At 42.9% G+C, this 25,785-nt stretch carries 21 protein-coding genes; 19 read left to right on the forward strand and 2 right to left on the reverse strand.

Annotated features, from left to right (window positions below):
* Positions 1–341 precede the first annotated feature (341 nt).
* From I2I13_RS03675 to I2I13_RS24670, 19 genes are all read left to right on the forward strand, one after another.
* Positions 342–1,349, forward strand: coding sequence for an aspartate-semialdehyde dehydrogenase (locus tag I2I13_RS03675; RefSeq protein ID WP_004299708.1), 1,008 nt, complete (start codon positions 342–344; stop codon positions 1,347–1,349).
* A gap of 240 nt (positions 1,350–1,589) precedes the next feature.
* Entirely contained in the window at positions 1,590–4,427 is a 2,838-nt protein-coding gene (locus I2I13_RS03680; RefSeq protein ID WP_195648815.1) for a TonB-dependent receptor, read from the forward strand.
* Between the two features lie 4 nt (positions 4,428–4,431).
* Positions 4,432–5,664: a DUF4876 domain-containing protein gene (locus tag I2I13_RS03685; RefSeq protein ID WP_195648816.1), complete on the forward strand. Its 1,233-nt coding sequence runs from the start codon at positions 4,432–4,434 to the stop codon at positions 5,662–5,664.
* Complete coding sequence (locus tag I2I13_RS03690) at positions 5,657–7,168, forward strand: DUF6850 family outer membrane beta-barrel protein (RefSeq protein WP_195648817.1); 1,512 nt, start codon at positions 5,657–5,659, stop codon at positions 7,166–7,168. The genes I2I13_RS03685 and I2I13_RS03690 overlap by 8 nt, the downstream gene beginning before the upstream one ends.
* 37 nt (positions 7,169–7,205) lie before the next feature.
* Positions 7,206–8,822: a fimbrillin family protein gene (locus I2I13_RS03695; protein ID WP_195648818.1), complete on the forward strand. Its 1,617-nt coding sequence runs from the start codon at positions 7,206–7,208 to the stop codon at positions 8,820–8,822.
* 203 nt (positions 8,823–9,025) lie between these two features.
* Complete coding sequence (locus I2I13_RS03700; protein ID WP_004322225.1) at positions 9,026–9,613, forward strand: hypothetical protein; 588 nt, start codon at positions 9,026–9,028, stop codon at positions 9,611–9,613.
* A complete protein-coding gene (locus tag I2I13_RS03705) occupies positions 9,600–10,166 on the forward strand; it encodes a PepSY-associated TM helix domain-containing protein (RefSeq protein WP_195648819.1) in 567 nt (188 codons plus the stop codon). The genes I2I13_RS03700 and I2I13_RS03705 overlap by 14 nt, the downstream gene beginning before the upstream one ends.
* A 22-nt stretch (positions 10,167–10,188) precedes the next feature.
* Positions 10,189–11,076, forward strand: a complete 888-nt coding sequence (locus I2I13_RS03710; protein ID WP_195648820.1) for an ABC transporter ATP-binding protein — start codon at positions 10,189–10,191, stop codon at positions 11,074–11,076.
* 24 nt (positions 11,077–11,100) lie between these two features.
* Complete coding sequence (locus I2I13_RS03715; RefSeq protein ID WP_004305102.1) at positions 11,101–11,769, forward strand: hypothetical protein; 669 nt, start codon at positions 11,101–11,103, stop codon at positions 11,767–11,769.
* Between the two features lie 42 nt (positions 11,770–11,811).
* Entirely contained in the window at positions 11,812–12,846 is a 1,035-nt protein-coding gene (locus tag I2I13_RS03720; RefSeq protein WP_195648821.1) for a DUF4857 domain-containing protein, read from the forward strand.
* A gap of 261 nt (positions 12,847–13,107) precedes the next feature.
* The gene (locus I2I13_RS03725) at positions 13,108–14,382 is read left to right on the forward strand and encodes a lamin tail domain-containing protein (RefSeq protein WP_195648822.1); all 1,275 of its coding nucleotides are present in this window, start codon (positions 13,108–13,110) and stop codon (positions 14,380–14,382) included.
* 92 nt (positions 14,383–14,474) lie between these two features.
* On the forward strand, positions 14,475–15,947 hold the full coding sequence (locus I2I13_RS03730) for a sodium:solute symporter (protein WP_195648823.1): 1,473 nt from the start codon (positions 14,475–14,477) through the stop codon (positions 15,945–15,947).
* Positions 15,948–15,960: 13 nt separating this feature from the next.
* Complete coding sequence (locus tag I2I13_RS03735) at positions 15,961–18,411, forward strand: DUF4922 domain-containing protein (protein WP_195648824.1); 2,451 nt, start codon at positions 15,961–15,963, stop codon at positions 18,409–18,411.
* Between the two features lie 12 nt (positions 18,412–18,423).
* A complete protein-coding gene (locus I2I13_RS03740; RefSeq protein WP_148364019.1) occupies positions 18,424–19,755 on the forward strand; it encodes a SpoIID/LytB domain-containing protein in 1,332 nt (443 codons plus the stop codon).
* Positions 19,756–19,770: 15 nt separating this feature from the next.
* The gene (locus I2I13_RS03745) at positions 19,771–21,054 is read left to right on the forward strand and encodes an MFS transporter (RefSeq protein WP_195648825.1); all 1,284 of its coding nucleotides are present in this window, start codon (positions 19,771–19,773) and stop codon (positions 21,052–21,054) included.
* A 46-nt stretch (positions 21,055–21,100) separates the two neighbouring features.
* Positions 21,101–21,952 (forward strand): ATPase, encoded by an 852-nt coding sequence (locus I2I13_RS03750; protein ID WP_195648826.1) that lies wholly within the window; start codon positions 21,101–21,103, stop codon positions 21,950–21,952.
* 31 nt (positions 21,953–21,983) lie between these two features.
* On the forward strand, positions 21,984–22,793 hold the full coding sequence (murQ, locus tag I2I13_RS03755; RefSeq protein ID WP_195648827.1) for an N-acetylmuramic acid 6-phosphate etherase: 810 nt from the start codon (positions 21,984–21,986) through the stop codon (positions 22,791–22,793).
* A 153-nt stretch (positions 22,794–22,946) separates the two neighbouring features.
* Complete coding sequence (locus I2I13_RS03760) at positions 22,947–23,207, forward strand: AAA family ATPase (protein ID WP_334313147.1); 261 nt, start codon at positions 22,947–22,949, stop codon at positions 23,205–23,207.
* Entirely contained in the window at positions 23,168–23,326 is a 159-nt protein-coding gene (locus I2I13_RS24670) for an AAA family ATPase (protein WP_334313148.1), read from the forward strand. The genes I2I13_RS03760 and I2I13_RS24670 overlap by 40 nt, the downstream gene beginning before the upstream one ends.
* A gap of 114 nt (positions 23,327–23,440) precedes the next feature.
* Here the strand turns inward: I2I13_RS24670 and I2I13_RS03765 are convergent, their stop codons facing one another.
* Positions 23,441–24,457, reverse strand: a complete 1,017-nt coding sequence (locus I2I13_RS03765; protein WP_195648828.1) for a zinc-binding alcohol dehydrogenase family protein — start codon at positions 24,455–24,457, stop codon at positions 23,441–23,443.
* Between the two features lie 25 nt (positions 24,458–24,482).
* Entirely contained in the window at positions 24,483–25,775 is a 1,293-nt protein-coding gene (gene fucP, locus I2I13_RS03770) for an L-fucose:H+ symporter permease (RefSeq protein WP_195648829.1), read from the reverse strand.
* Positions 25,776–25,785 lie beyond the last annotated feature (10 nt).

Genomic DNA, 25,785 nt, shown 5'->3' on the forward strand with positions numbered 1-25,785 from the left:
AAGGCTAAAAGCTGGGTGGGATGAAAAATATTTATCAAAACTTTTACAGGATAATGATTTTTAATGCGTCTGCCCTGTAGGCAATAAAGAGAATCTTATCAGGCTACGGAATCAATCCGATTCGCATCGCGACAGGAAATGGCTCCCTTTGGGTACGTTTATCCCGTCCAACAACCATACCTGACGATACGTAAGGTTAAAGAAATCCTCCGAAAGGCTGAAATATTTCTCTCAAAAGCGATGTTTATATGCTAAATTGTTATAATTTTGCAGCCAAATCTTTCCGATTCGACAGGATGAAGGAGAGAAATTCAATATTCACAATTTAACAAAAGAAAAAGATGAAAGTAGCTATTGTTGGCGTAAGCGGAGCCGTAGGACAAGAGTTCCTGCGCGTGCTCGATGAGAGAAACTTCCCGATGGACGAGTTAGTTTTGTTCGGTTCTAAACGTAGTGCCGGAACAACATATACTTTCCGCGGTAAACAGATCGAGGTGAAACTCTTACAACACAACGATGACTTTAAAGGGGTAGACATTGCTTTCACTTCTGCCGGTGCAGGAACATCTAAGGAGTTCGAGAAAACAATCACCAAGTATGGTGCTGTGATGATCGACAACTCCAGCGCTTTCCGTATGGATGCCGATGTGCCTTTGGTAGTGCCTGAAGTAAATGCAGAGGATGCATTGGAACGTCCGCGCGGCGTTATTGCCAACCCGAATTGTACGACTATCCAGATGGTAGTTGCACTGAAAGCCATCGAAAAGCTTTCTCATATAAAAACCGTGCACGTGTCTACCTATCAGGCAGCAAGTGGTGCGGGTGCCGCTGCCATGGACGAATTGTACGAACAATATCGTCAGGTATTGGCAAACGAACCTGTGACTGTAGAAAAGTTTGCCTATCAGTTGGCTTTCAACCTGATTCCGCAGATCGACGTGTTTACAGAAAACGGTTATACGAAAGAAGAGATGAAAATGTATAATGAAACGCGTAAGATCATGCATTCTGACGTAAAGGTTAGTGCAACTTGTGTACGTGTTCCTGCATTACGCGCTCACTCTGAAAGTATTTGGGTAGAAACAGAACGTCCGATTTCCGTAGAAGAAGCTCGTGAAGCATTCGCTAACGGTGAAGGTCTGGTTCTGCAGGACAATCCTGCCGAAAAAGAATACCCGATGCCGTTGTTCCTGGCAGGTAAAGACCCGGTATACGTAGGCCGTATCCGCAAAGACCTGACAAACGAAAACGGATTGACTTTCTGGATTGTAGGTGACCAGATCAAGAAGGGGGCTGCCCTGAATGCAGTTCAGATTGCCGAATATCTGATTAAAGTAAAAAATATCTAATATAGCGGACTGGAAATAATATCCGGACAGCTATAGATAAGCCCAATAAATCAACCGGCTTGCAATGTGATAGTGATCGCAGTGCAAGCCGGTTTTTTATTCTCTAAGCTATAGTTAGAGGGGAAATACCTATTCGTAGGTAAGAAGTCACTAGTTATAGGTATCATAATTTGCCAAAATAACTATTTATAGCGATTGATACAAACTCGGTTTTTATCGAATTTTGCGCAAAACTTATCTATGAAATATTGTCTTTTTAATATAGCATTCTGGGGGCTACTATTTTTCAATTTATTTGAAGCCGCAGCTAATTCAAACATCTATACAATCTCGGGACGTGTGACCGAGGCAAAAACGAATTCCCCTTTACCCGGTGCTTCTATTCTCATTAAAGGTACCTATTTATGGGCTGTATCCAATCAGAAAGGAGAATTTACGATACATGGAGTACAGGAGGGAAAATACAATCTGGAGGTTTCTTTTCTTGGATATGTACCGGCAACCATTCCCGTAAATGTACGCAGCAATATCAATAACTTTCCTATCATACTCAAAGAAAATACACTTGCACTGGATGATGTGGTCGTTACTGCACAAGCACCCAAGAATGAATTAAACACCACGCTCACTATCGGAAATAATGCATTGGAACATCTACAGGTGTCGAATGTGAGCGATATCTCCGCTCTTCTTCCGGGGGGAAAGACCAAAGTACCGGATCTCACCGCCAACCATATCTTCTCATTACGTGACGGAGGGTCAACAGCCGGTAATGCCGCATTCGGAACTGCTGTGGAAGTGGATGGGGTGCGTATTGGAAACAATGGTTCGTTTGGCAATATGAGCGGAGCGGATACCCGGAATATCACTGTTGCAGATATTGAATCGGTGGAAGTCATTACGGGAGTGCCCTCGGCAGAATATGGAGACTTGAATAGTGGTATGGTCAAAATTCACACCCGAAAAGGGAAAACACCCTGGAACATATTGCTGTCTATCAATCCTCGCACCGAACAGGTGTCATTCTCTAAAGGATTGGATTTAGGAAACGATAAAGGAGTCATCAACATAAACGGTGAATGGACCAAAGCTACTCAAAAGTTGGTATCTCCCTATTCTTCTTATACAAGAAGGGGATTCTCTGCCGGATATAGCAACACATTCCACAACGTATTGAGATTCGACATCGGTGTTACAGGCAATATCGGAGGAATGAATACCAAAGATGATCCCGATGCCTATTCGGGAGAATACAACAAAGTGAGAGACAACGTATTCCGGGCAAACACGTCACTCGCTTGGCTGCTCAATAAATCGTGGATAACCAACCTCAAGTTCGACGCATCGATATATTATAATGATAACAACTCCCACGCGCATACGTTCTACTCGTATGCATCGGAGCAACCAGCTGTTCATGCCACGGAGGAAGGATATTTTATGGCAAACAAACTGCCATATACTTACTTTGCCGACCAAATCATCGACTCCAAAGAACTGGATTATGCCGCATCGTTAAAATATGAATGGAACAGACGATTTAAGACTGTAAACAGCAACCTGAAAGCGGGCGTTCAATGGAAAGCAACAGGCAATGTGGGCGAAGGAGAATATTACAAAGACCCAGCATTGGCTCCGAACGGTTATCGTCCCCGTCCTTACACTACTTACCCATATATGCATAATGTTTCGCTTTATGCAGAAGAAAGTCTCTCATTTCCTGTGGGAAATACCATGCTTAGACTGATGGCAGGGGTACGTTGGGAACACTTGTTTATCAAGGGAACGAACTATAAAAATCTGAATACTCTATCTCCGCGTTTCAATGCCAGATGGCAGTTGAACGAATATATCGCTATCCGTGGCGGTTGGGGGATTACCGAAAAACTTCCCTCTTTTTATACCTTGTATCCCAAACAGGAATATCGGGACATACAGACCTTCGGCTTTTCCTATAATAAGATTGAATCATCTTATATATATTATAGTCAGCCCTACACGTTATTGCACAATGAGAACCTTCGGTGGCAACGGAATCAGAACGCTGAAATCGGTCTGGACGTCAACATCGCCCGTACCAGAATTTCATTAGTCGGTTATTTCAACCGTACCAAGTTGCCGTATAAATACACAAATACCTATACTCCGTTCTCCTACGATGTTCTCCAATTGCCGGAAGGATTCACTATGCCTACTAATCCGCAAATCAATGTGGACAACCAGACAGGTATGGTTTACATACGCGACAATGCATCCAGTTACTGGACTCCTATGGATGTCAAAGTGACCGACCAGACTTTTGTAAAGTCAACTTCTCCCGACAATGGAATGGACGTGATTCGTCGCGGAGCGGAAATGATCGTTGATTTCCCGGAAATTACTCCGATTCGCACGCAATTCCGGATAGATGCCGCTTATACTTATACGAAATACATCGACAACTCTTTATCGTATTATTATCAGAATGGATGGTCGCACACCAGTCTTGCCAATCGTTCTTACCAATATGTAGGTATCTACGCCAACGGCGACAACTTATCGAGTACTGCCAACGGCAAGCGTACCCACTCGCTGGATGCCAATATCACAGCCATCACCCGTATTCCGAAAGCCAGACTGATTATCTCGTGCCGACTGGAAGCTTCGCTTGTGAAGCGTTCGCAGAATATCTCCGAATACCAAGGAAAAGAATATGCTTTCAATGTGAGCGAAAGCAGCAATACCCAAACCGGAGGAAGTATCTATGACGGCGACTCTTATACTGCAATCTGGCCGGTGGCATACCTCGACCTAAATAATGAGATGCATCCTTTCACGTCAGCGGAAGCCGCAAATCCGGAATTCTCCTACCTGATACGTAAATCGGGCAATGCTTATACATTTGCTGCAGACGGATATGATCCTTATTTTTCTGCCAATATCAATATCACCAAAGAGATTGGAGACTATGTATCTCTTTCTCTCAATGCGATTAATTTCACCAACTCACGGCCTTATGTAAAATCTCATGCAACGGGTGTAAGCGCTCTTTTCACCCCGGATTTCTATTATGGACTTACTTGCCGTATCAAATTCTAACTATATGAAGCAATCCATCTACATATTATTACTGACAGTGACCGGCATCTTTGCAGGATGCACGGATATCGATAAAGAGAATCCGTATGACAACCAATTGCACAACCTGCAGGTTACCGCCGTATATCCGGACGGATACACGGAGCATCTCAGGGAAGGAGTGACCGTAAAGATTGAAGATGTCGACCGTGGAAATTCTTATAAGGCTAAAACCAACAAGAATGGAGTGGCACAATTCTCTCTGACCAAAGGTATATACCGTGTGCAAATCAGTGACAAAGACGGACAGGATATTTTCAACGGGTTAGCTGATAATGTAAAACTGACCAGTAGTGATATATCATTTAATCTCCCGCTGATTCACTCCAGAGCCGGAACGATCATTATTAAAGAGATTTACTGCGGAGGATGTACCAAGTTACCGCTGGAAGGAAATTATCAGTCCGACAAGTACATTATCCTGCATAATAACGACTCGGAAGTGCAATATCTGGATAGCTTGTGTTTCGGAGCTCTCGACCCTTACAATTCACAAGCCACCAATGTATGGGTGACACAGGACGAAGCAACCGGAGCAACCATCTTCCCCGACTTCGCTCCTATCGCACAGTGTATCTGGCAGTTTGGCGGTACCGGCAAAACTTTTCCGCTTCAACCGGGAGAAGATGCGGTGATTGCCATCAACGGAGCAGTTGACCATGCGGCACAATATCCGCAATCTGTTAATCTGAACAAACCCGGATATTTTGTATGTTACAACAATGTTTATTTCCCGAACACGCAATATCATCCGGCTCCCGGCGATCAGATTACACCGGACCATTACCTGAACGTAGTGTTGAAAACAGGACAGGCGAACGCTTATACATTCTCCATCTTTTCTCCGGCCACGATTATTTTTAAAGCCAAGGATACCACGATACAGGACTTCGTTCTTAAAGAAGGCAGCGTCATACAGAAGCCGGGAAGCACCACCGAACGGGTGATAGCGGTACCGCTCAACTGGGTGATTGATGGGACGGAAGTGTATTATGGCGGTTCCTCCAACAATAAAAAGCGCATTTCCCCATCCATTGATGCGGGATATGTCATTCAAAGTGCCACGTACAACGGACGCAGTTTATACCGTCATGTGGATGAAGAAGCGACACAGGAAGCGGGTTATGAAGTACTGGTAGATACGAACAATTCTTCTACCGATTTTTATGAACGGGAAAAACAATCTTTGCATGAGTGAGATGAAGAAAATATATATAACAGGCCTTTGGCTCCTATGTCTGGCATCCGGAGTTTCGGCACAGACTTATGACATCATCGAACGCCGTAACTCCTGGAATGCCGGGGCAAATGTCACAGGTATCATGACGGACAGTATTTCTGCTTCCTATGCCGAACTGTACGGAAAGAATAACCACGGTGATTTCCGCAACTATTACGAAGCAAAAGAAGCATGGAGTGCCGGAGCGGTAGCAAAGTCCATCACTCATCTGAAAGGTTATTCGTTGACGGGTTCGTTCTCCTTCGACCATACTTCCGGCAAGGATATGAGCGGTTCGATGTTCATCCACCCGGGATTTTATCCCGTAGATCTCCTGGAGTTCACGCCCGGACGCAAAGACTTGCAAACCTACGCTTTCATGGGTGGTATTGCAACTGATATTGCACCCAACTGGCGATTAGGAGGAAAGATTGACTTTGCCGCCTCCAACTATTCCAAACGAAAAGACTTGCGGCATACCAATTACCGACTGGATTTGAAAGTAGCCCCCAGCGTCATGTATCATTCGGGAGATATGGCAATCGGTTTTTCCTATATTCTCGGTAAAAACAGCGAATCAGTGAAAGCAGAGGTCATTGGTACAGCCGAAAACTCTTACAATGCTTTTCTGGATAAAGGACTTATGTATGGAGCTTACGAGGCATGGGACGGCAGCGGAATCCATCTTAGTGAATCGGGTGTCAACGGTTTTCCCATCAAAGAATTGTCGAACGGGGGAGCCTTGCAACTTCAATGGAAAGGAATTTACGGAGATATTGAATACACGTATTCTTCAGGTTCTGCCGGTGAAAAAGATGCTATCTGGTTTAAATTTCCCACCCACCGGATTACCTCCCATTTGAGTTATCATTTCAAACAGGGAAAGAAAGAGCATTTTCTGCGACTGAACCTGCAATGGTCACATCTGGCCAACAACGAGAATGTGATAACTAAAGAAACTGTGAACGGGATAACGACCACTTACGTACATGGTTCCAATCGTATTTTTGAGCAGGATATTTTCTCCGTCCATCCTGAATATGAATTCATAAGTCCCCGCACGGAACTTCGTTTGGGAACGAATATATCAACATTCAGACGACTGACCACACAGATGTATCCTTATGTGACTTCGGAAAAGATGCTTTGCAGCCGGACTTATATCTCCAGTGTATTTCATCTGGGGAAACTCGACCTGAAAGCGGCTGCATCCTTTGCCATAGGAAACTTTACCGGGAAAAACAGGACTACGGCAACAGATACGGAACCGGGTGATCCGCCTTATCGGCTGACTGATTATTACCATCTGAAAAATGAATATGCAACCGCCCCGCAGGCGACATTTCATCTCGGATTGCGCTACCATTTCAACTATGGAATTTATGCGGAAGTACAGGGTAGTTATACGCACGGTTTCAACCTGCAATATATAGATGGTTCGAACCGTTGGAACGAGGCTGTCAAATTAGGATATACTTTTTGAAAACAATGAATATATATATAAACTAAATTATTAAGCAATGAAAAAGAGTTTGACATTTATCTTCGCAGCAGCACTTTTGGTATCTTGCCAACAAGAGGAGAACGAAGCTACGACTCCTGCAAACAGTCGTATTACTATCTCTCCTATTATTACACGTGCTACGGAAGTTAACTTTGAGACCGGAGATAAAATCGGTGTTACAATCACCCAAAACGGTGACTTCGTATATGCGGAAAATAAACTGATGACATACAATGACGGAGTATTTGCCGGTGATTTACTTTGGTATCCGGAAGGAAATGACAAATCGCAAATAGTAGCCTATTATCCCTATAAAGAGGGCAATACTCCGGCTTCATTTACTGTAGAAACCGATCAGACTAGCGGATATGGAGCGTCAGATTTTATGGCAGCAAAGAAATCGGATGTACTTCCGACTACCAACGTTATAAGCATGAACTTCAAACACATGTTTACTAAATTAGTGATTAATGTAACAAAGGAAGTAGAAGCTAACATCTCGTCCATTGCATTGAAAGGTTCTATCCCGACTGCAACTCTTGATTTGAGTGCTCTCACAGTGACTGCTGATGCAAATGCCTCTGCTACAAGCATTGTTGCACAAGCCGTTAAAGCGAATGAGACATACCGAGCTATTATCGTTCCCCAAACAGTAGCCTTGACGCTTGAAGTAGCAACATCCGACGGCAAGACCTTGTCACAGAAGCTCACATCTACCACTTTGGCACAAGGAGGACAATACAGTGTGAACATTCGCGTGTTACCTGACGATATAGAAGTCAAACTTAGCGGTGACATTGAGAACTGGACAGATGAGGGCGAAATTGGAGCTGATAATGAAATTCCTTTTGAGGAACATCTCGATCAGAACTATTTCCTGTATGATAATGTGAAATATAAGACTGTAACTTTCTCAAACGGTACGACATGGATGGCTGAACCACTTTGCTATTTACCTAAAGGATATACACCCTCTACTGATCCGACAGCTGATTCACATATTTGGTATCCATATGAGATTGTTAACAATGTAGCCGTAGCCACAACAGACGAAAGTGCTATAAAAGAATTAGGCTATCTTTATGATTTGCAAGCTGCGCTAGGTGGTAAGGAAATTACTGAAAATAATCTGAAAGACTTTGAAGGCGCACAAGGTATCTGTCCGAAAGGGTGGCACATACCGACGCAAATGGAATATTTTAATCTTGTTGGCAAAAGCAACAATGATGAAGATGGAAATACTCCAGCAGATGGTGATAAAGCTCTCTTTTATGATGCAATCTATGATGGAGCTAAAGTACTGTCACTTCATAATGCAGGATTCAATTACCAATTTTCAGGAGTGCGTATGGTGGCAAATTTCGCATCTACTCCAAGTTACCAGAAAACTGTAATATCCAGCACTACTAGTACAATAACCGAGTGGATTGGAAAACCAGCATTGAATTATTATATGACTTCAACTCCATATAAAGCAATACTTAATGCTAACAACGAACTTACCAACATACAATTTTTTGCATTAATGAGTACGTTTACTTCCAAATATTTGGAAGGCAGATTAACGTTAGGTTATATCAGCACCAAGTCCGGTATGCAACTCCGTTGCGTAAGGGATCAAGCCGGCAACTAAAGGGCTAACATTTGTTTCACACCGGGAAACCTTTAGTTCCCCTACGGGGAAACAACAGTTTCTCGGTGAGGAAACAACAGTTTCCCGGCATGAAACTCAAAGTCCCAAGTAAGGTTAAGACTCCTCGCCCGTAAGGCGAACTATGATAAGCTATAAACAAACGATAAACAGATTACAAACTATATAAAAACGAAGCAAGAACAATGAAAACAAAAAAGCTAACAATCGCAATTGCCATCGTGGCAATGACTTTTATCGGAACTTCATGTGGTAACAAACAACAGAAAAGCGCATCAGAAGCGACTACAGAACAGTCTGCTTCTTCCGCTTTGGAAATCGACTCTCTCCTTGCCAATGCCGAAAGCCTTGCAGGACAAGAAGTGACCATTGAAGGCGTCTGCACACACACCTGCAAACATGGAGCAAAGAAAATCTTCCTGATGGGTAGCGACGACACCCAAGTGATCCGTGTAGAAGCAGGAACCTTGGGAGCATTCGACCCTAAATGTGTAAACTCCATCGTTCGTGTTACCGGAACACTGAAAGAACAACGCATTGACGAAGCCTACCTCCAGAACTGGGAAGCACAACTCAAAGCACAGGCTGCCGAGAAACACGGAACCGGTGAAGCCGGATGCGACTCTGAAAAGAAAGCACGTGGCGAAACAGCCAACAGCCCCGAAGCCCGCATTGCAGATTTCCGTGCAAAAATAGCCGACCGCAAAGCAGAGACGGGAAAAGAGTATTTATCTTTCTATTTCATGGAAGCTAACTCGTATGAAGTGGAGTAGTAACATCCGTAAGTGGAGTCGACTCATACACCGTGACTTATCATTTTTCTTTTCCGGAATGGTATTGATATATGCCATTTCCGGAATTGTAATGAATCACCGTGACACGATTAACCCGAACTTCTCCATCACACGGAAAGAGTATAAGATAGCAGAAAAGCTACCGGATAAAGCAGGAATGAATAAGGAAGAAGTACTCACCCTCTTGGAACCGTTGGGAGAAAGCGGCAACTATACCAAGCATTACTTCCCGAAAACGGACGTAATGAAAGTATTCCTGAAAGGCGGATCCAACCTCCTCGTAAATGTGAAAACAGGGGAAGCGGTATATGAATCCGTCACCCGTCGTCCGCTTATCGGAGCAATGTCCCGCTTACATTACAACCCGGGACAATGGTGGACTTACTTTGCTGATATTTTCGCTATCGCTCTTATTATCATTACTCTTTCCGGCATCATCATGCTGAAAGGAAATAAGGGCATTATCGGCAGAGGAGGAATCGAACTAATTGTCGGAATCTTGATTCCCATTCTTTTCCTTTTCTTCTTTTGAATAGAATAACAGATAAAATCAAATGGAACATATTATCGAATGTAACAACCTGACGCACTATTATGGCAAACGGCTGATTTACGAAAATCTTAGTTTCACAGTACCCAAAGGGCGCATCCTGGGACTGTTGGGAAAGAACGGTACGGGCAAGACCACCACTATCAATATCTTGAGCGGTTACCTGAAGCCTCGTTCGGGAGAATGTCGCATCTTCGGACAGGAGATACAGACAATGGCACCGGCTCTGCGTCGCAATATCGGACTGCTCATCGAAGGTCATGTGCAATACCAATTCATGACCATCACCGAGATAGAGAAATTCTATGCAGCTTTCTACCCCGGTCAATGGAAAAAGGAAGCCTACTACGAACTGATGAATAAATTGAAAGTAGCCACCGGACAACGTATCTCGCGTATGTCCTGCGGACAACGTTCACAAGTAGCCCTCGGACTGATTCTCGCACAGAACCCGGAACTTCTCGTACTGGATGATTTCTCTCTCGGACTCGATCCCGGCTATCGTCGCCTGTTTGTCGATTATCTCCGCGACTATGCCCGTTCAGAAGGAAAAACAGTCTTCCTGACCTCGCATATCATTCAGGACATGGAACGGCTTGTTGACGACTGCATCATCATGGACTACGGAAAGATACTGATTCAGAAACCAATCGCCGAACTACTGGAAAAAGGACGTCGCTACACCTTCACTATTCCCGAGGGCTACGAACTTCCTGCATCCGATGATTTCTATCATCCTTCTGTCATGCGGAACCAGTTGGAGACTTTCTCCTTCCTTCAACCGGCAGAAACAGAAGCCAAACTGAAATCCATGTCAGTGCCCTACACTAATTTTCATAGTGAACAGGTGAATCTGGAAGATGCATTTATCGGCCTGACAGGCAAATACTAGAATCGTTGATAATTGATAAAAACAATGTACGCTATATTTTATAAAGAATGGATAAAGACACGGTGGTATTTTCTACTTGCCGTGCTCGCCACACTTGGTTTTACAGGCTACTGTATGCTCCGCATCAACCGGGTGGTAGAAATGAAAGGGGCTGCTCATGTGTGGGAAGTGATGCTGCAACGAGATGTCATCTTCATTGATATGTTGCAATATATCCCTCTGATTGCGGGAATTTTGATGGCTATTGTGCAGTTTGTTCCCGAAATGCAGCGCAAATGCCTGAAACTGACTCTTCATCTGCCTTATCCGGAGTTGAAGATGACAGGTAATATGTTACTTTCGGGATTAGTGTTGCTACTTGTCTGCTTCGCTTCCAATTTCCTGTTAATGGAAGTATACCTGAACGGAATACTTGCCCATGAACTGAAGAACCACATATTGCTCACCGCTTTAACGTGGTATCTTGCCGGGATTTCCGGCTACCTGCTTGTGGCATGGATCTGCCTCGAACCGGCATGGAAACGTCGTATTCTGAATCTCATTATCGCAGTATTATTACTCCGAATCTTCTTTCTGTCGCCCACACCGGAAGCATATAACAAGTTCCTCCCTTATTTAGTGGTTTATACTTTGTTGACAGCTTCTTTCTCGTGGCTTTCTATCGTACGATTCAAGGCCGGAAAGCAGGACTAGGAACAATTAAAAATTAAAGACTAAAAATTAAAAGATTGAGTAATGAGACGTTTCAGTACTATATTATTATATGTAACCATCGCTTTTCTGCTTCTTTGGCAGTTGCCCTGGTGTTACAATTTCTTTGTCGTAAAGCCGGAGAAGACTCCCTTTACCCTGTACAGTTTCGTAATTGGCGATTTCGCACAGATGGGACAGGAAGAGGGAAAAGGAAGTGTACGTCGCGACCTGGCTGGTAATATTTATTCGGAAGCAGCTTTCGACAGTATCCTGCCTATGTTTTATTTTCGTCAGTTGATGTCTGATGAGCGTTTCCCGGATACCATTAAAGGGATAGCAGTAACTCCTAAAATGGTACAGACGGAGAACTTCAACTTCCGTAGTGTTCCTTCGGATATCAATGCGCCTTCTATCGGACTTTATCCTCTGATGGAATCCATGTCGGGACGTGTAGACCTGAAAATGCCGGATGACGTATTCCGCATCACCTCCAAAGGAATCGAGTTTATCGACATGGCCTCCAACAGCGTGAAGGAAGACAAGAGTCTTCAGTTTACCGAAGCTATGACTAAAAAGGAGTTCCACTTTCCGGCAACGGAAATCGTAGGAAATCCAACAGTGAAAAAGGAGTATGACGAAGGTTATCTTCTATTGGATGCCGACCGCCGTCTGTTTCATCTGAAACAGGTGAAAGGGCGTCCGTATGTTCGTGCCATCACCTTGCCTGAAGGACTGACACTGGAACATCTGTATCTGACAGAGTTCAGAAACAAGAAGACACTTGCTTTCATGACCGATGTCAACAATGCTTTCTATGTACTGCAGAACCGGACATACGAAGTGGTAAAAACAGGAATTCCTGTATTTAATCCCGAAACGGATGCATTAACCATCATCGGTAATATGTTCGATTGGACGGTACGTGTAACTACCCCGACCTCTGATAATTATTACGCATTGAATGCCGACGATTATTCATTGATAAAAAAATTAGAGAACGAATCGTCCACTCATTCCATGCCCGGTATTACTTTCACATCTTATACAGATAAATATGTAATGCCACGTTTCGAATAGTATTCCCATATTGAATGTAACAGTCGTAAGGGACTATCAAAAGTCAATCTATTAAATATGACTTAGGGTAGTCCCTTACTGTTTTCTTCCCATGCGTGTATAGGAAACAAAAAGAATTACAATCTTTTCTTCTGTAAGTACGGGCTTTTTCCGGCAAGAAAGTTTATCTTTGCCGACTCATTCAACTATTAAAACCGCAATTGCTTCTGCATTATACACAAACAAATACGGTAAAACGAAAAAACTCAAATTAAAAACTGTATGAAAGTTTACAAAGCATTTGCTTTCCTAAGTATCTTCATGATGTTATTCTATCATTGTTCACTTCCTGCTGATGACGAAGAAAAAGGAGATGTAGAAGGAGAAGATACGGCTACTTCCGAACTTCCCTGGGAAGGAGAAACAGATAAGTTCACCATCAATTCTAAAGAAGGAATTCATCTGAATGACCCACAAGAAGATGCCGGAGCGGCTTATGTCACTATACCGTCCACTTCGGTGAAGAATACCCGTTGGGAATTTGGAGTTCACCTCACCTTCAATCCTTCCGCCAACAATTATGCACGGTTTTATCTGACTTCTTCCTCAAACATTCTTTCCGAGAATTTAAACGGTTATTATATTCAGATAGGAGGAGCCAAAGATAATGTAGCTCTTTATCGTCAAAACGGAGACCAGTCTAAACTGCTGGCTTCGGGAAGAGAACTGATGAAAGGCGACTCATCACCGAAACTATACATAAAAGTAGAATGTGACAATAACGGTTACTGGACTTTTTGGACACGGCTTGAATCCGAGAATGAATACGTAAAAGAAAAACAGATAAAAGATACCGATATACAAACCTCCCGCTACTGCGGTATATACTGCATTTACACCAAAACACGATGCAAAGGATTCACGTTCCATCACATACAGTTGTCCAACGATGTAGAAACGAACACTACACCTGATGAAACACCCGATAATCCCGAAACGGACATTCCTGATAATCCGGACACTTCCGAACTACCGAGAGATGTGAGAGGTATGCTTCTTTTCAATGAAATCATGTATAACAATGCTACTGATGGTGCAGAATATATAGAAATCTACAATCCGACTGAACAGGCTATCATTTTACCGGCACTTTATCTATATAAGATGTATAAAGACGGGGCAATATACAATACTACCATCCTTCAAAATGAAAGTCCTTCTACTCCCCTAACCATTCCTGCCAAAGCTTATCTTTGCTTCACGAAATACTTCAACAGAGTCGTTCAGAAACATAAAGTCGGTGGAGAAAATATAATAATTATACCGAACTTCCCGGCACTGAACAATAATGGCGGGTATCTGGCACTTTCAAGTAGTAAAGAGACTGCACCAGGACATACTTTTGACACTTGTTGTTTTAGAGATGAAATGCACACCATTGATAAAATAACCGGAGTTTCACTCGAAAAGAAATCCCCGGAGTTGCCCTCCCTCAATAAGAATTGGCATTCATCGAAGCATACGACTGGAGGTACACCCGGAATAAAAAATATGTAAGATTATACATATCTATGATAAATTCCCTACATTTGTAGGCAAAGTAAACAAGTTCCGGATATTCATCCTCAAACGAATTTAAAACAGCAGATATGAGTCCAGCCGTTATATCTATTACTATTGTGGCATACTTTATCATCCTGTTCACTATCTCTTATATAGCAGGACACAAAGCCGACAATGAAGGATTCTTTGTAGGAAACCGTAAATCAGCCTGGTATATCGTTGCCTTTGCCATGATCGGTTCCACCATTTCCGGAGTCACTTTCGTTTCCGTTCCGGGCATGGTACAGGCAAGCAGCTTTTCTTATCTGCAGATGGTGCTGGGATTCATAGTAGGACAAATTATCATTGCGTTTGTACTCGTTCCTCTCTTTTATCGTATGAACCTGGTTTCCATTTATGAATATCTGGAGAACAGGTTCGGAAGCTCCTCCTACCAGACGGGGGCATGGTTCTTTTTTATTTCAAAGATGTTAGGGGCAGCTGTCCGGCTCTTTCTCGTATGTCTGACATTGCAGTTTCTTATCTTTGCTCCTTTTCATCTTCCATTCCTGTTGAACGTGATCCTTACGGTATTTATCGTATGGCTTTACACTTTCCGCGGTGGAGTGAAATCATTGATATGGACGGATGTTCTAAAAACATTCTGCCTGGTAGTGTCGGTTGTACTTTGCATCTATTACATTGCTTCCAGTCTGCATCTGAATTTCAGTGGTTTGGTTAGTACGATTTCGGATAGTGACTTTTCCAAGACATTCTTTTTTGACGATGTCAATGATAAACGATATTTCTTCAAGCAATTCCTGGCAGGTGTATTCACCGTTATTGCCATGAACGGACTCGATCAGGATATGATGCAGCGCAATCTTAGCTGCAAGAACTTCCGGGACTCACAGAAGAATATGATTACCAGTGGAATCTCACAGTTCTTTGTTATTCTGCTTTTTCTGATGCTGGGAGTACTCCTATATACGTTTACAGCACAGCAAGGCATCGAGAATCCGGGAAAAAGCGACGAGTTGTTTCCGATGATCGCTACCGGAAATTATTTTCCCGGCATAGTCGGAATATTATTCATTATCGGACTGATAGCCTCCGCCTATTCTGCGGCAGGTTCTGCCTTGACGGCACTGACCACTTCTTTCACCGTAGATATTTTACATGCACAGAAAAAAGGAGATGCGGCACTTAGCAAGATACGCAAACATGTACATATCGGTATGGCAATTGTGATGGGGGCAGTCATTTTCGTATTCAATTTGCTGAACAACACCAGTGTGATTGATGCGATTTACACATTGGCCAGTTACACGTATGGTCCTATCTTAGGGTTGTTCGCTTTCGGCATCTTCACCAAGAAACAAGTTTATGATAAATATATTCCGTTGGTAGCTATCGCTTCTCCTATTCTTTGCTATATCCTGCAAAGAAATTCGGAAGCATGGTTCAACGGTTACCAAATTAGTTACGAGCTGCTATTATTTAACGCTGCATTTACTTTCATCGGACTTTGCTTCCTCATTCGAAAGAAATCAACTATGGACAATACGACAGTTCTTTAATATTAAAATCAAGATGAAGAAGAAAATTAATTGCTTCATACCTTTCGGCACCCCGGAAGATATCATGCAGACAGTGAAAGAACTACAAGCGTCAGAGCTAGTAAATAAAATCTATTTATTAGGTTCGGCGCCCGGTAAGAAAGCTCTTCCGGGGTGTGAATATCTCTCTGTTAAAGGGTTCTATTCCACAGACACAATGAAAACAATTGCAGCCAATGCCAATTCGGAATATACTCTGTTCTACTTGAAACAAACTCCATTAAAACTGGGACTGTATGCCTTGGAACGCATGGTGCAAATCATGGAGAACGATAAAAAGAATGGAATAGTTTATGCCGACCACTATCAGCTGATTAACGGAGAACTTAAACAAGCACCTGTCATTGACTACCAATTAGGAAGCGTCCGGGATGATTTCGACTTCGGCTCTATGCTTCTATTCAGTTCTTCTGCCTTCACTAAAATAGCAAATGCTTTGCGTGAAGAGTACGAATACGCAGGACTATATGCTATGCGTCTATTCATTTCTTACAAATATTCAATTGTGCACATCAATGAATATCTATACACCGAAATTGAAACAGATACCAGGAAAAGCGGAGAGAAACAATTCGACTATGTAAACCCCAAAAATCGGGAAGTGCAAATTGAAATGGAAGCTGCCTGCACCGAATACCTGAAATGTATTGATGCTTATTTCATGCCTACTTCTTCACGGTCTGTAAATCTTCACAGCGAAAACTTTGAATTCGAGGCATCTGTCATCATCCCTGTGCGCAATCGTGCTCATACCATCCGTGATGCTGTCAACTCGGCTTTAAACCAGCGGACCACTTTTCCTTTTAACATTATTGTTATCGACAATCATTCCACCGATGGAACGACGGAAATACTCCAGGAACTAAGTACCGATAAGAAATTGATCCATATCATTCCCCAAGAGAATGATTTAGGCATAGGAGGTTGTTGGAACAAAGGTATACATCACGAAAAATGTGGAAAGTTCGCCATACAGTTAGACAGTGACGATTTATACAAAGACGAATCCACTTTACAGAAAGTCGTAGATACTTTTTATAAGGAAAGTTGCGCAATGGTAATAGGCACTTATCTAATGACCGACTTCCAGCTAAACGAAATAGCCCCCGGTATTATTGATCACAAAGAGTGGACACCGGAAAATGGAAAGAACAACGCTCTACGTATCAATGGTTTGGGTGCTCCACGAGCTTTCTACACTCCTATTCTTCGTGATATCAAATTGCCGAATACCAGCTATGGAGAAGATTATGCCATAGGATTACGAATCTCACGGGAATATAAGATCGGACGTATCTATGATGTAATATACCTCTGTCGCCGTTGGGAAGGTAACTCCGACGCCGCATTAAGCACAGAAAAGATCAATCGGAACAACTTCTACAAAGACCGAATCCGCACATGGGAAATTAAGAGCAGAATCCAGATGCATACTATCGATCAAGAGTTTCAGGAACTTGTAGAAGAAATGATAGAAAACCAAAAAGAAAACTGGGAACTTGCGAAAAGGAACTATGAAGCGTTGGAAGAAAATCTGGAAAAGAAAAAAGTATTGAAGCTGAAGAAAGAAGACAGAGAGATGAAAGTTATAATTTTCCCAAATCCTCAACGCATCCTCTCGACCATGGCAAAAACAGATAGTCATTCTATCCAAGAAAGACCTTGTTTCTTATGCGGGAAAAACCGCCCCGCAGAGCAAACATATCTACCATTCGGACATTATGAGGTATGCCTCAATCCTTACCCCATTTTTCAGCGTCACTTGACAATCATCGACAAGGAACATACTCCACAAAGCATGAAAGGACGTTTTGAAGATATGCTTCACTTAGCTGAAAATCTGGACGAGTTCTATATACTCTATAACGGACCGGAGTGCGGTGCTTCCGCCCCTGACCACATGCATTTCCAGGCAGCAGGAAAAGAAGAAGAACTGACTAATCCTTTTGAGCTGAATTTCTTGACGGATATATTAGAAAATGGAAACTGCGTAACAACTTATGTAGACGATTTATTTACAACTTGCATAGGTATTACATCAAGCCTGAAAGTTGAATTAATGCAACAATTTGAAAAGGTCTACAAAAATCTTTCCGCCATTTATTCGGATAAAGAACCTTTAATCAACATGATAACCTGGTATGGCCTCGATAAAATCAGCCATTTCGGAGGTGACGAAGTAGAAGTATGGAATTGCATCATTTTCCTACGCTCAAAACATCGTCCCGTTTGCTATTATACCCCAAATGAAAAAGGGCTATTAATAAGTCCGGCTGTTGCAGAAATGGGTGGCATATTCCCGATTGTCAGAGAAGAAGACATGGATAAATTAAACGCCCAACAACTCACAGAGATTTACAAGGAGATAAGTTTATCTCCCCAACAGTTAAATACTCTATGCGATCAATTATTCAAAAAGGAATAGCAATAAAATAGTATGCAAATCCCTCTAATAAGTGTTGGTATCCTTTCCGGGAAAGAGATTGAATTCTCTTTCCCGGTGAAATTTAATTCTTCTGTCGGAACGGAAATTTCCGGAACACAGAAAGTTATTTATCAGAATGGAAAGATTCATTGGCAAGGGAAAGAATATAATGAATTATCTTTCACTTCCCAACAAAATGCACATGCTTTCTTTGAACTGAAAGATGTGACTATCGGAATCAACTTCCATTGGGAACGCAAAGAAGTCCAAAAATTCAAAGGGGAATTAAAAATTATCATCGAAGGAGAACAACTAACCGCTATCAATGTGATTTCCATTGAAGAATATCTCACCAGTGTCATTTCATCAGAGATGAGCGCAACAGCTTCTTTAGAACTACTAAAGGCTCACGCCGTCATCTCCCGAAGCTGGTTACTTAATAAATTGAGAATTGAGAATGATAAATTAAAAAATACGATGCCGTCAAACAGCGCAGCCAATCCTCAATTTTCAATTCTCAATTCTCAATTTATAAAATGGTATGACCATGAAGCACATAAGAATTTCGATGTATGTGCAGACGATCATTGCCAGCGTTATCAGGGAATTACACGAGCCTCAACACCACAAGCCATCGAAGCAGTCTCCGCCACGCGGGGGGAAGTACTGATGTATAAAGGAGCAATTTGTGATGCCCGTTTCTCTAAATGTTGTGGCGGAGCTTTTGAAGAGTTCCAAAATTGTTGGGAAAACGTAAAGCATCCTTATCTAATCAGACAACGGGATAGCAAGACTGAAAAACGACTTCCCGATTTGACCATAGAGACGGAAGCTGATAAATGGATACGTACCTCACCTGTTGCTTTCTGTAACACGCAGGATAAGAAAATCCTAAGTCAAGTATTAAACAACTACGATCAGGAAACTGCAGACTTCTATCGTTGGAAAGTCAGTTATTCCCAACAAGAGCTTTCAGAGCTGATTCATCAACGTTCAGGGATTGATTTCGGACAAATCATTGATTTAATTCCTGTAGAACGGGGAACATCCGGACGTCTTGTCCGGCTAAAGATTGTAGGAACCTTACGGACACTCATCATTGGAAAAGAGTTGGAGATACGCCGCACTCTATCGACTTCCCATCTTTACAGTTCCGCTTTTGTAGTAGACAAGGAGTACGGAGATGAATTTCCTTCCCGATTTATCCTCACCGGAGCCGGCTGGGGACACGGAGTGGGACTTTGCCAAATCGGTGCCGCCGTGATGGGAGAACAAGGTTATAAGTATGAAGAAATACTATCCCACTATTACCCCGGTAGTACACTTGAAAAACAATATAAATAAAATCGAACGAATGCCATGACAACACCCACTATAAAAAGAAATCCCTGGAGTTGGATTCCAACCCTCTATTTTGCAGAAGGATTGCCTTATGTAGCGGTAATGACTATTGCCGTCATCATGTACAAACGTCTGGGATTATCCAATACCGAAATAACCTTATACACTTCCTGGCTTTATCTTCCCTGGACTATCAAGCCGTTATGGAGTCCATTCGTCGATTTGGTAAAAACGAAACGTTCCTGGATTATCGCCATGCAAGGGTTCATCGCCGCCGGATTTGCAGGCATCGCCTTTTTTATTCCAACGACACATTACGTACAATTCACTCTTGCTTTCTTTTGGTTATTGGCATTCAGTTCGGCTACGCATGACATCGCAGCAGACGGTTTTTATATGCTCGGACTCAACAACAAGGAACAATCTTTCTTTGTAGGCATCCGAAACACATTCTACCGACTCGCCAATATTTTCGGGCAAGGTATTCTCGTCATGCTGGCAGGATGGTTGGAAACCTCTCAAGGCAATATCCCTCTGGCATGGAGCATCACTTTTTACCTCCTGGCCGGATTATTCCTGGCTCTTACTTTGTACCATCGCTTTATCCTCCCCCATCCCGATTCCGATGTCAAACGTCCCGGACTCACAGCAGGTAAGCTATTAGAAGACTTTCTTCTGACTTTTGTCACTTTCTTCAAAAAGAAACACCTGGGTCTCATGTTCTTTTTCCTGCTCACCTACCGATTGGGAGAATCGCAGCTAGCCAAAATAGCTTCCCCCTTTCTATTGGATACCGCTGAAAAAGGAGGTCTGTCCCTATCTACGGCAACAGTCGGAATGATCTACGGGACCATAGGTGTCGTAGCTTTGCTACTGGGAGGAATTATCAGCGGTTTTCTCGTTTCCCGTGACGGTTTCAAGAAGTGGATATTGCCCATGGCATTAGCCATCAATATTCCCGACCTATTATATGTGTGGATGGCAGCCACTACTCCGGACAATACAATACTGATTGCCAGTTGCGTAGCCATCGAACAACTAGGGTATGGCTTCGGCTTTACCGCTTACATGCTTTACCTGATTTATATTGCGGAGGGTGAGCACAAAACTGCCCACTATGCCATCGGAACCGGATTCATGGCACTTGGAATGATGCTTCCGGGCATGCCGGCAGGATGGATACAGGAACATATCGGATATACTCATTTCTTTATATGGGTTTGTATCTGTACTCTGCCTGGTATTATTGCCGCACTAATGATTCGTAACCGGCTGGAAGATTCTTTTGGAAAGAAACAATGAACTTACTTACTGAATAACTTAATACATTAAAAAGATACATCAAGATATGATACTTATTGCAGATAGTGGTTCTACCAAGACCGACTGGTGTGTCATCCTCAACGGCACACCTATCAAACGGATTGGAACGAAAGGGCTTAACCCTTTCTTCCAGTCAGAAGAAGAAATTCAGCAAGAGCTGACACATTCCCTCCTGCCACAATTGCCGGAAGGGACCATCAATTCCGTTTACTTTTACGGTGCAGGTTGTACACCCGAAAAAGCTCCCGTTCTCCGCCGGGCAATAGCCGACAGTTTACCTGTTGTCGGAAATATCAAAGCCTACTCGGATATGTTGGCTGCTGCCCGTGGATTATGCGGCCACGAAGCAGGCATTGCCTGCGTTCTGGGAACAGGCTCCAACTCCTGTTTCTATGATGGAAAAGAGATTGTCAACAACATCTCTCCTTTAGGCTTTATCCTGGGAGACGAGGGAAGTGGAGCCGTCCTTGGCAAATTACTGGTGGGAGACATTCTGAAGAATCAACTTTCGCCTGCCATCAAAGAAGCATTTCTAAAACAATTCGACCTGACAGCTCCCGAAATCATCGACCGGGTTTACCGTCAGCCCTTCCCGAATCGTTTTCTGGCAAGTCTGTCACCTTTTATAGCGCAACATCTGGAAGAGCCGGGGATAAGACAATTAGTGCTTGGCAGTTTTATTGCTTTCTTCCGAAGAAACGTAATGCAATATGATTACACGCAGTATCCTATACACTTTATCGGATCAGTGGCTCACTGCTACAGGGAGATATTACAAGAAGCTGCACAAGAGACAGGAATCAGAATTGGAAAGATTCTGCAAAGTCCGATGGAGGGATTAATTTTATATCATACCGCTTCATCTCAATCCTTGTAATTTGTATTTTTAGTCAATCGCCATTACCAATATGCAGATAACCGAACAATCGTCGCTCTACGACAATTTAGAAAAGAAGTCCGTACGGGAAATATTAGAAGACATTAACCGGGAAGACCAAAAGGTAGCGTTAGCCGTTCAAAAAGCCATTCCACAAATCGAACTGCTCGTCAACCAGATTGTGCCCCGCATGAAACAGGGTGGACGTATCTTTTACATGGGCGCAGGTACCAGCGGCCGCTTGGGAGTGCTGGACGCTTCGGAGATACCACCGACATTCGGAATGCCTCCTACCTGGATTATCGGATTGATAGCCGGTGGAGATACCGCCCTGCGCAATCCGGTAGAAGGTGCCGAGGACGATATGAACCGGGGATGGGAAGAACTTACGGAATATCATATCAACCCCAAAGACACCGTGATTGGCATTGCTGCTTCGGGCACTACTCCTTATGTAATCGGTGCCTTGCGGGAAGCTCGCAAGCATGGCATTCTGACAGGTTGCATCACCAGCAATCCGGATTCTCCGATGGCGGCAGAAGCAGATGTCGCCATCGAAATGATTGTCGGTCCGGAATATGTCACGGGAAGTTCGAGAATGAAATCAGGCACCGGACAGAAAATGATTCTGAACATGATTAGTACGTCGGTGATGATTCAACTCGGACGGGTGAAAGGAAATAAGATGGTAAATATGCAGCTTAGTAACCATAAACTAGTGGAAAGAGGAACCAGAATGATTATGGAGGAATTGGGATTAGAGCATGACCATGCACAAAAATTGTTGCTGTTATACGGTTCGGTTAAAAAAGCGATTGACGCTTATCATCAGCGGTTATAAACGATAGCATTCATCCCCTAAAAGTTTTAATTATACTTCAAACTTACACGAAACTCACGGAAAGTTTAAAGTATAATTAAAGTTCTTAGAATGATAAAGTTTTCCAGAATACTCAAAAAAGGAAAAGGGTATGTTGAACAAATAGAACCCTTCATGCGGAAATCTGTAGCTAAAGTATTAACGTGGCAACGATGTGTGGGTAAAAGCTTCCTGCTATATCAGCTGATTGAAGAAATTCTAAATAAAGAGCCAAACGCCAATACTATCTATATTAATCTGGAAGATTTCGCTTTCAGTTCACTGCAAAAACAGCACAAGGCCTACATTCTTACATTACTTCTCAAAATAAAGAAAAAGAGAGGAACTATATTTTTATTGATGAAATACAAGGCATTCCCGAATTCAAAAAGGTAATACATTCTCTATTACTCAACGAAGACAATAATATATATATTACAGGAAGTAATGCAAAGATGCTTTCTGGAGAACTTGCAACCTATTTAAGTGGTATATATATTGAATTCAATATATAGTCTTTCATATCCAGAGTTTCTAGAGTTTCATGAATTAATTGAGGGATAGCAGACGATAAAAAGATGAAAAGCATGAAACCTTTCATCTTTTTTATAATCAATATGGACGAGAGTTTAGAATTTCACCAGAATACGGAATACCTTCCCCGGATTAGCCGCCCATTCCTGCATAGCTTCTAAAGCTCCTTCAGGTTTGGCAACTTTCGAAATCAACTCTTCTACCGGACAATTTCCTTCTTTCATATAATTGATGACTGCACGGAAGTCTGCCGGCAAGGCATTTCTGGAACCACGAATATCCAGTTCTTTCTGAACAAAGAGTTTCGTTTGGAAAGCAACTTCACTTTTAGCGTAGCCGATACAAACCACCCGTCCTGTGAAACCGACTTCATCCACTGCCATTACATAAGTCACCGGACTGCCAACAGCTTCAATCACGACATCAGCACCCAATCCCTCTGTAATCTCCTGCATCCGTTCGTGCACATTTTCTGTCTTGGAGTTAATCACATAAGAGGCGCCTACCTTTTTCGCCAGTTCCAGCTTTTCATCATCCAGGTCAACAGCAATTACCGTTGCACCTCTCAAAGCGGCACGTACAATGGCACCGATACCAATCATACCACAACCAATCACCATCACAAATTCATTATCGATTACTTGTGCACGAGATACGGCATGAAAACCGACACTCATCGGTTCGATCAAGGCACAGTCACGAGAAGAGATATTACCGGCCGGAATAATCTTTGTCCAAGGCAATACAGCATATTCGCACATCACTCCATTGCGTTGCACGCCTAATGTTTCATTATGTTCGCAGGCATTAACACGGCCATTGCGACAAGAAGCACATTTTCCACAGTTGGTATACGGATTCAAGGTCACATTCATACCTTTTTCAAAACCCGCCGGAACATCCGGGCCGATTTCCTCAATGACTGCTCCTACTTCGTGTCCCGGTATCACAGGCAATTTCACCATCGGATTTTTCCCCAGGAATGTGTTCAAGTCGGAACCACAAAAACCAACATACTTGATTCTTACTAATACTTCACCGGCTCCAACGGTCGGTTTTTCCAGTTCAACCACCTTCATTTCGGAGGGATTGATAATTTGAACTGCTTTCATTTGATATGTATTTGATAAAATTTTATTAATCGATTACTTTATAACCTTTCCAGCCATAGTAGGCACAGAAGACAAAGCAAATCATCGGCACGCAATAAGCCACATAATAAATATGCTCATTGGCATGCATGAAATAAGCTGTCAACTGCGGGAGACAGGCATTACCAACGATCGCCATTACAAGAAAGGCCGAACCGCTCTTCGTCTGATTTCCAAGTCCTTTTAAAGCCAATGAGAATTGAGTGGGATACATAATGGACATAAAAAACGAAATAGCCAGCATCGCATATAGTCCGATCATTCCTCCCCATATCATCACCACTCCGCACAGGAGGATATTCATCAGGGCATAGAGCAACAGCATATCTTGAGGACGGAATTTCACCATCAAGCCTGTACCAATCCAACGCCCCAAAAGAAAAGCCAGCATATAGAGTCCGAAGAAAGTGGTAGCCGTATCTTCCGGCAATCCTGCATAGGTGCAGCAATAGACCAGGAAAAGACTATTGATGGCTGTCTGCCCGCCATTATAAAAGAATTGGGCAATCACTCCCCAACGAAGATGCGAGTGTTTTAATGCTCCGAAGTCTATCAGTTTTTCTTTCCGGCTGCCGTCTTTCGTTTTACCCGAAGAGATCGTTTTACCGGAAGAAGCCGCTTCTCCTTCGTCCCCAATCTTCGGCAACTTTGAAAAGACAAATACAACGGCTATGGCAATGAGCAGTAAGGCCAATATCAGATAAGGAAGTTTCATGGCATCCGTTTCCAGTTGGATATAGGCTTGCCAACCACCCGGATAATCTACAGGAAGCGTTTCCCGTGTGTAATGATTCCCACTAAGGATGAGTTTACTTAGGAACATGGCAGCGATAAAAGCTCCGAGTCCGTTGAAAGACTGTGCCAGATTCAATCGGCGGGGAGCCGTTTCAGAGGCACCCAGCACTGTTACATACGGATTGGCAGCCGTCTCCAGAAAGCACATTCCGGTGGCAATGATAAAGAAGATACAAAGGTAGGCCCAATATTCTTTTAGTATGGCGGCAGGGAAAAAGAGCAGACCTCCGATAGCGGCCAGGATAAGTCCGAATATAATTCCCGCTTTATAGCTATATCGTTTCATGAACATAGCTATCGGAATAGGAAAAATGAAGTAGGCAAGCCAATAGGCTGTCTCTGTAAAAGAAGCCTCAAAGGTATTCAGTTCGCAGGTCTTCATTAATTGCCGGATCATCGTAGGAAGCAGATTACTGCTTATCGCCCACAAGAAGAAAAGGCAGAAAACCAAAGCTAAGGGTATTGTATATGTATTCTTTTTCATGGTATAAATA

This window comes from Bacteroides sp. D55t1_190419_B8 (genome assembly GCF_015558905.1).
GTDB lineage: Bacteria > Bacteroidota > Bacteroidia > Bacteroidales > Bacteroidaceae > Bacteroides > Bacteroides vicugnae.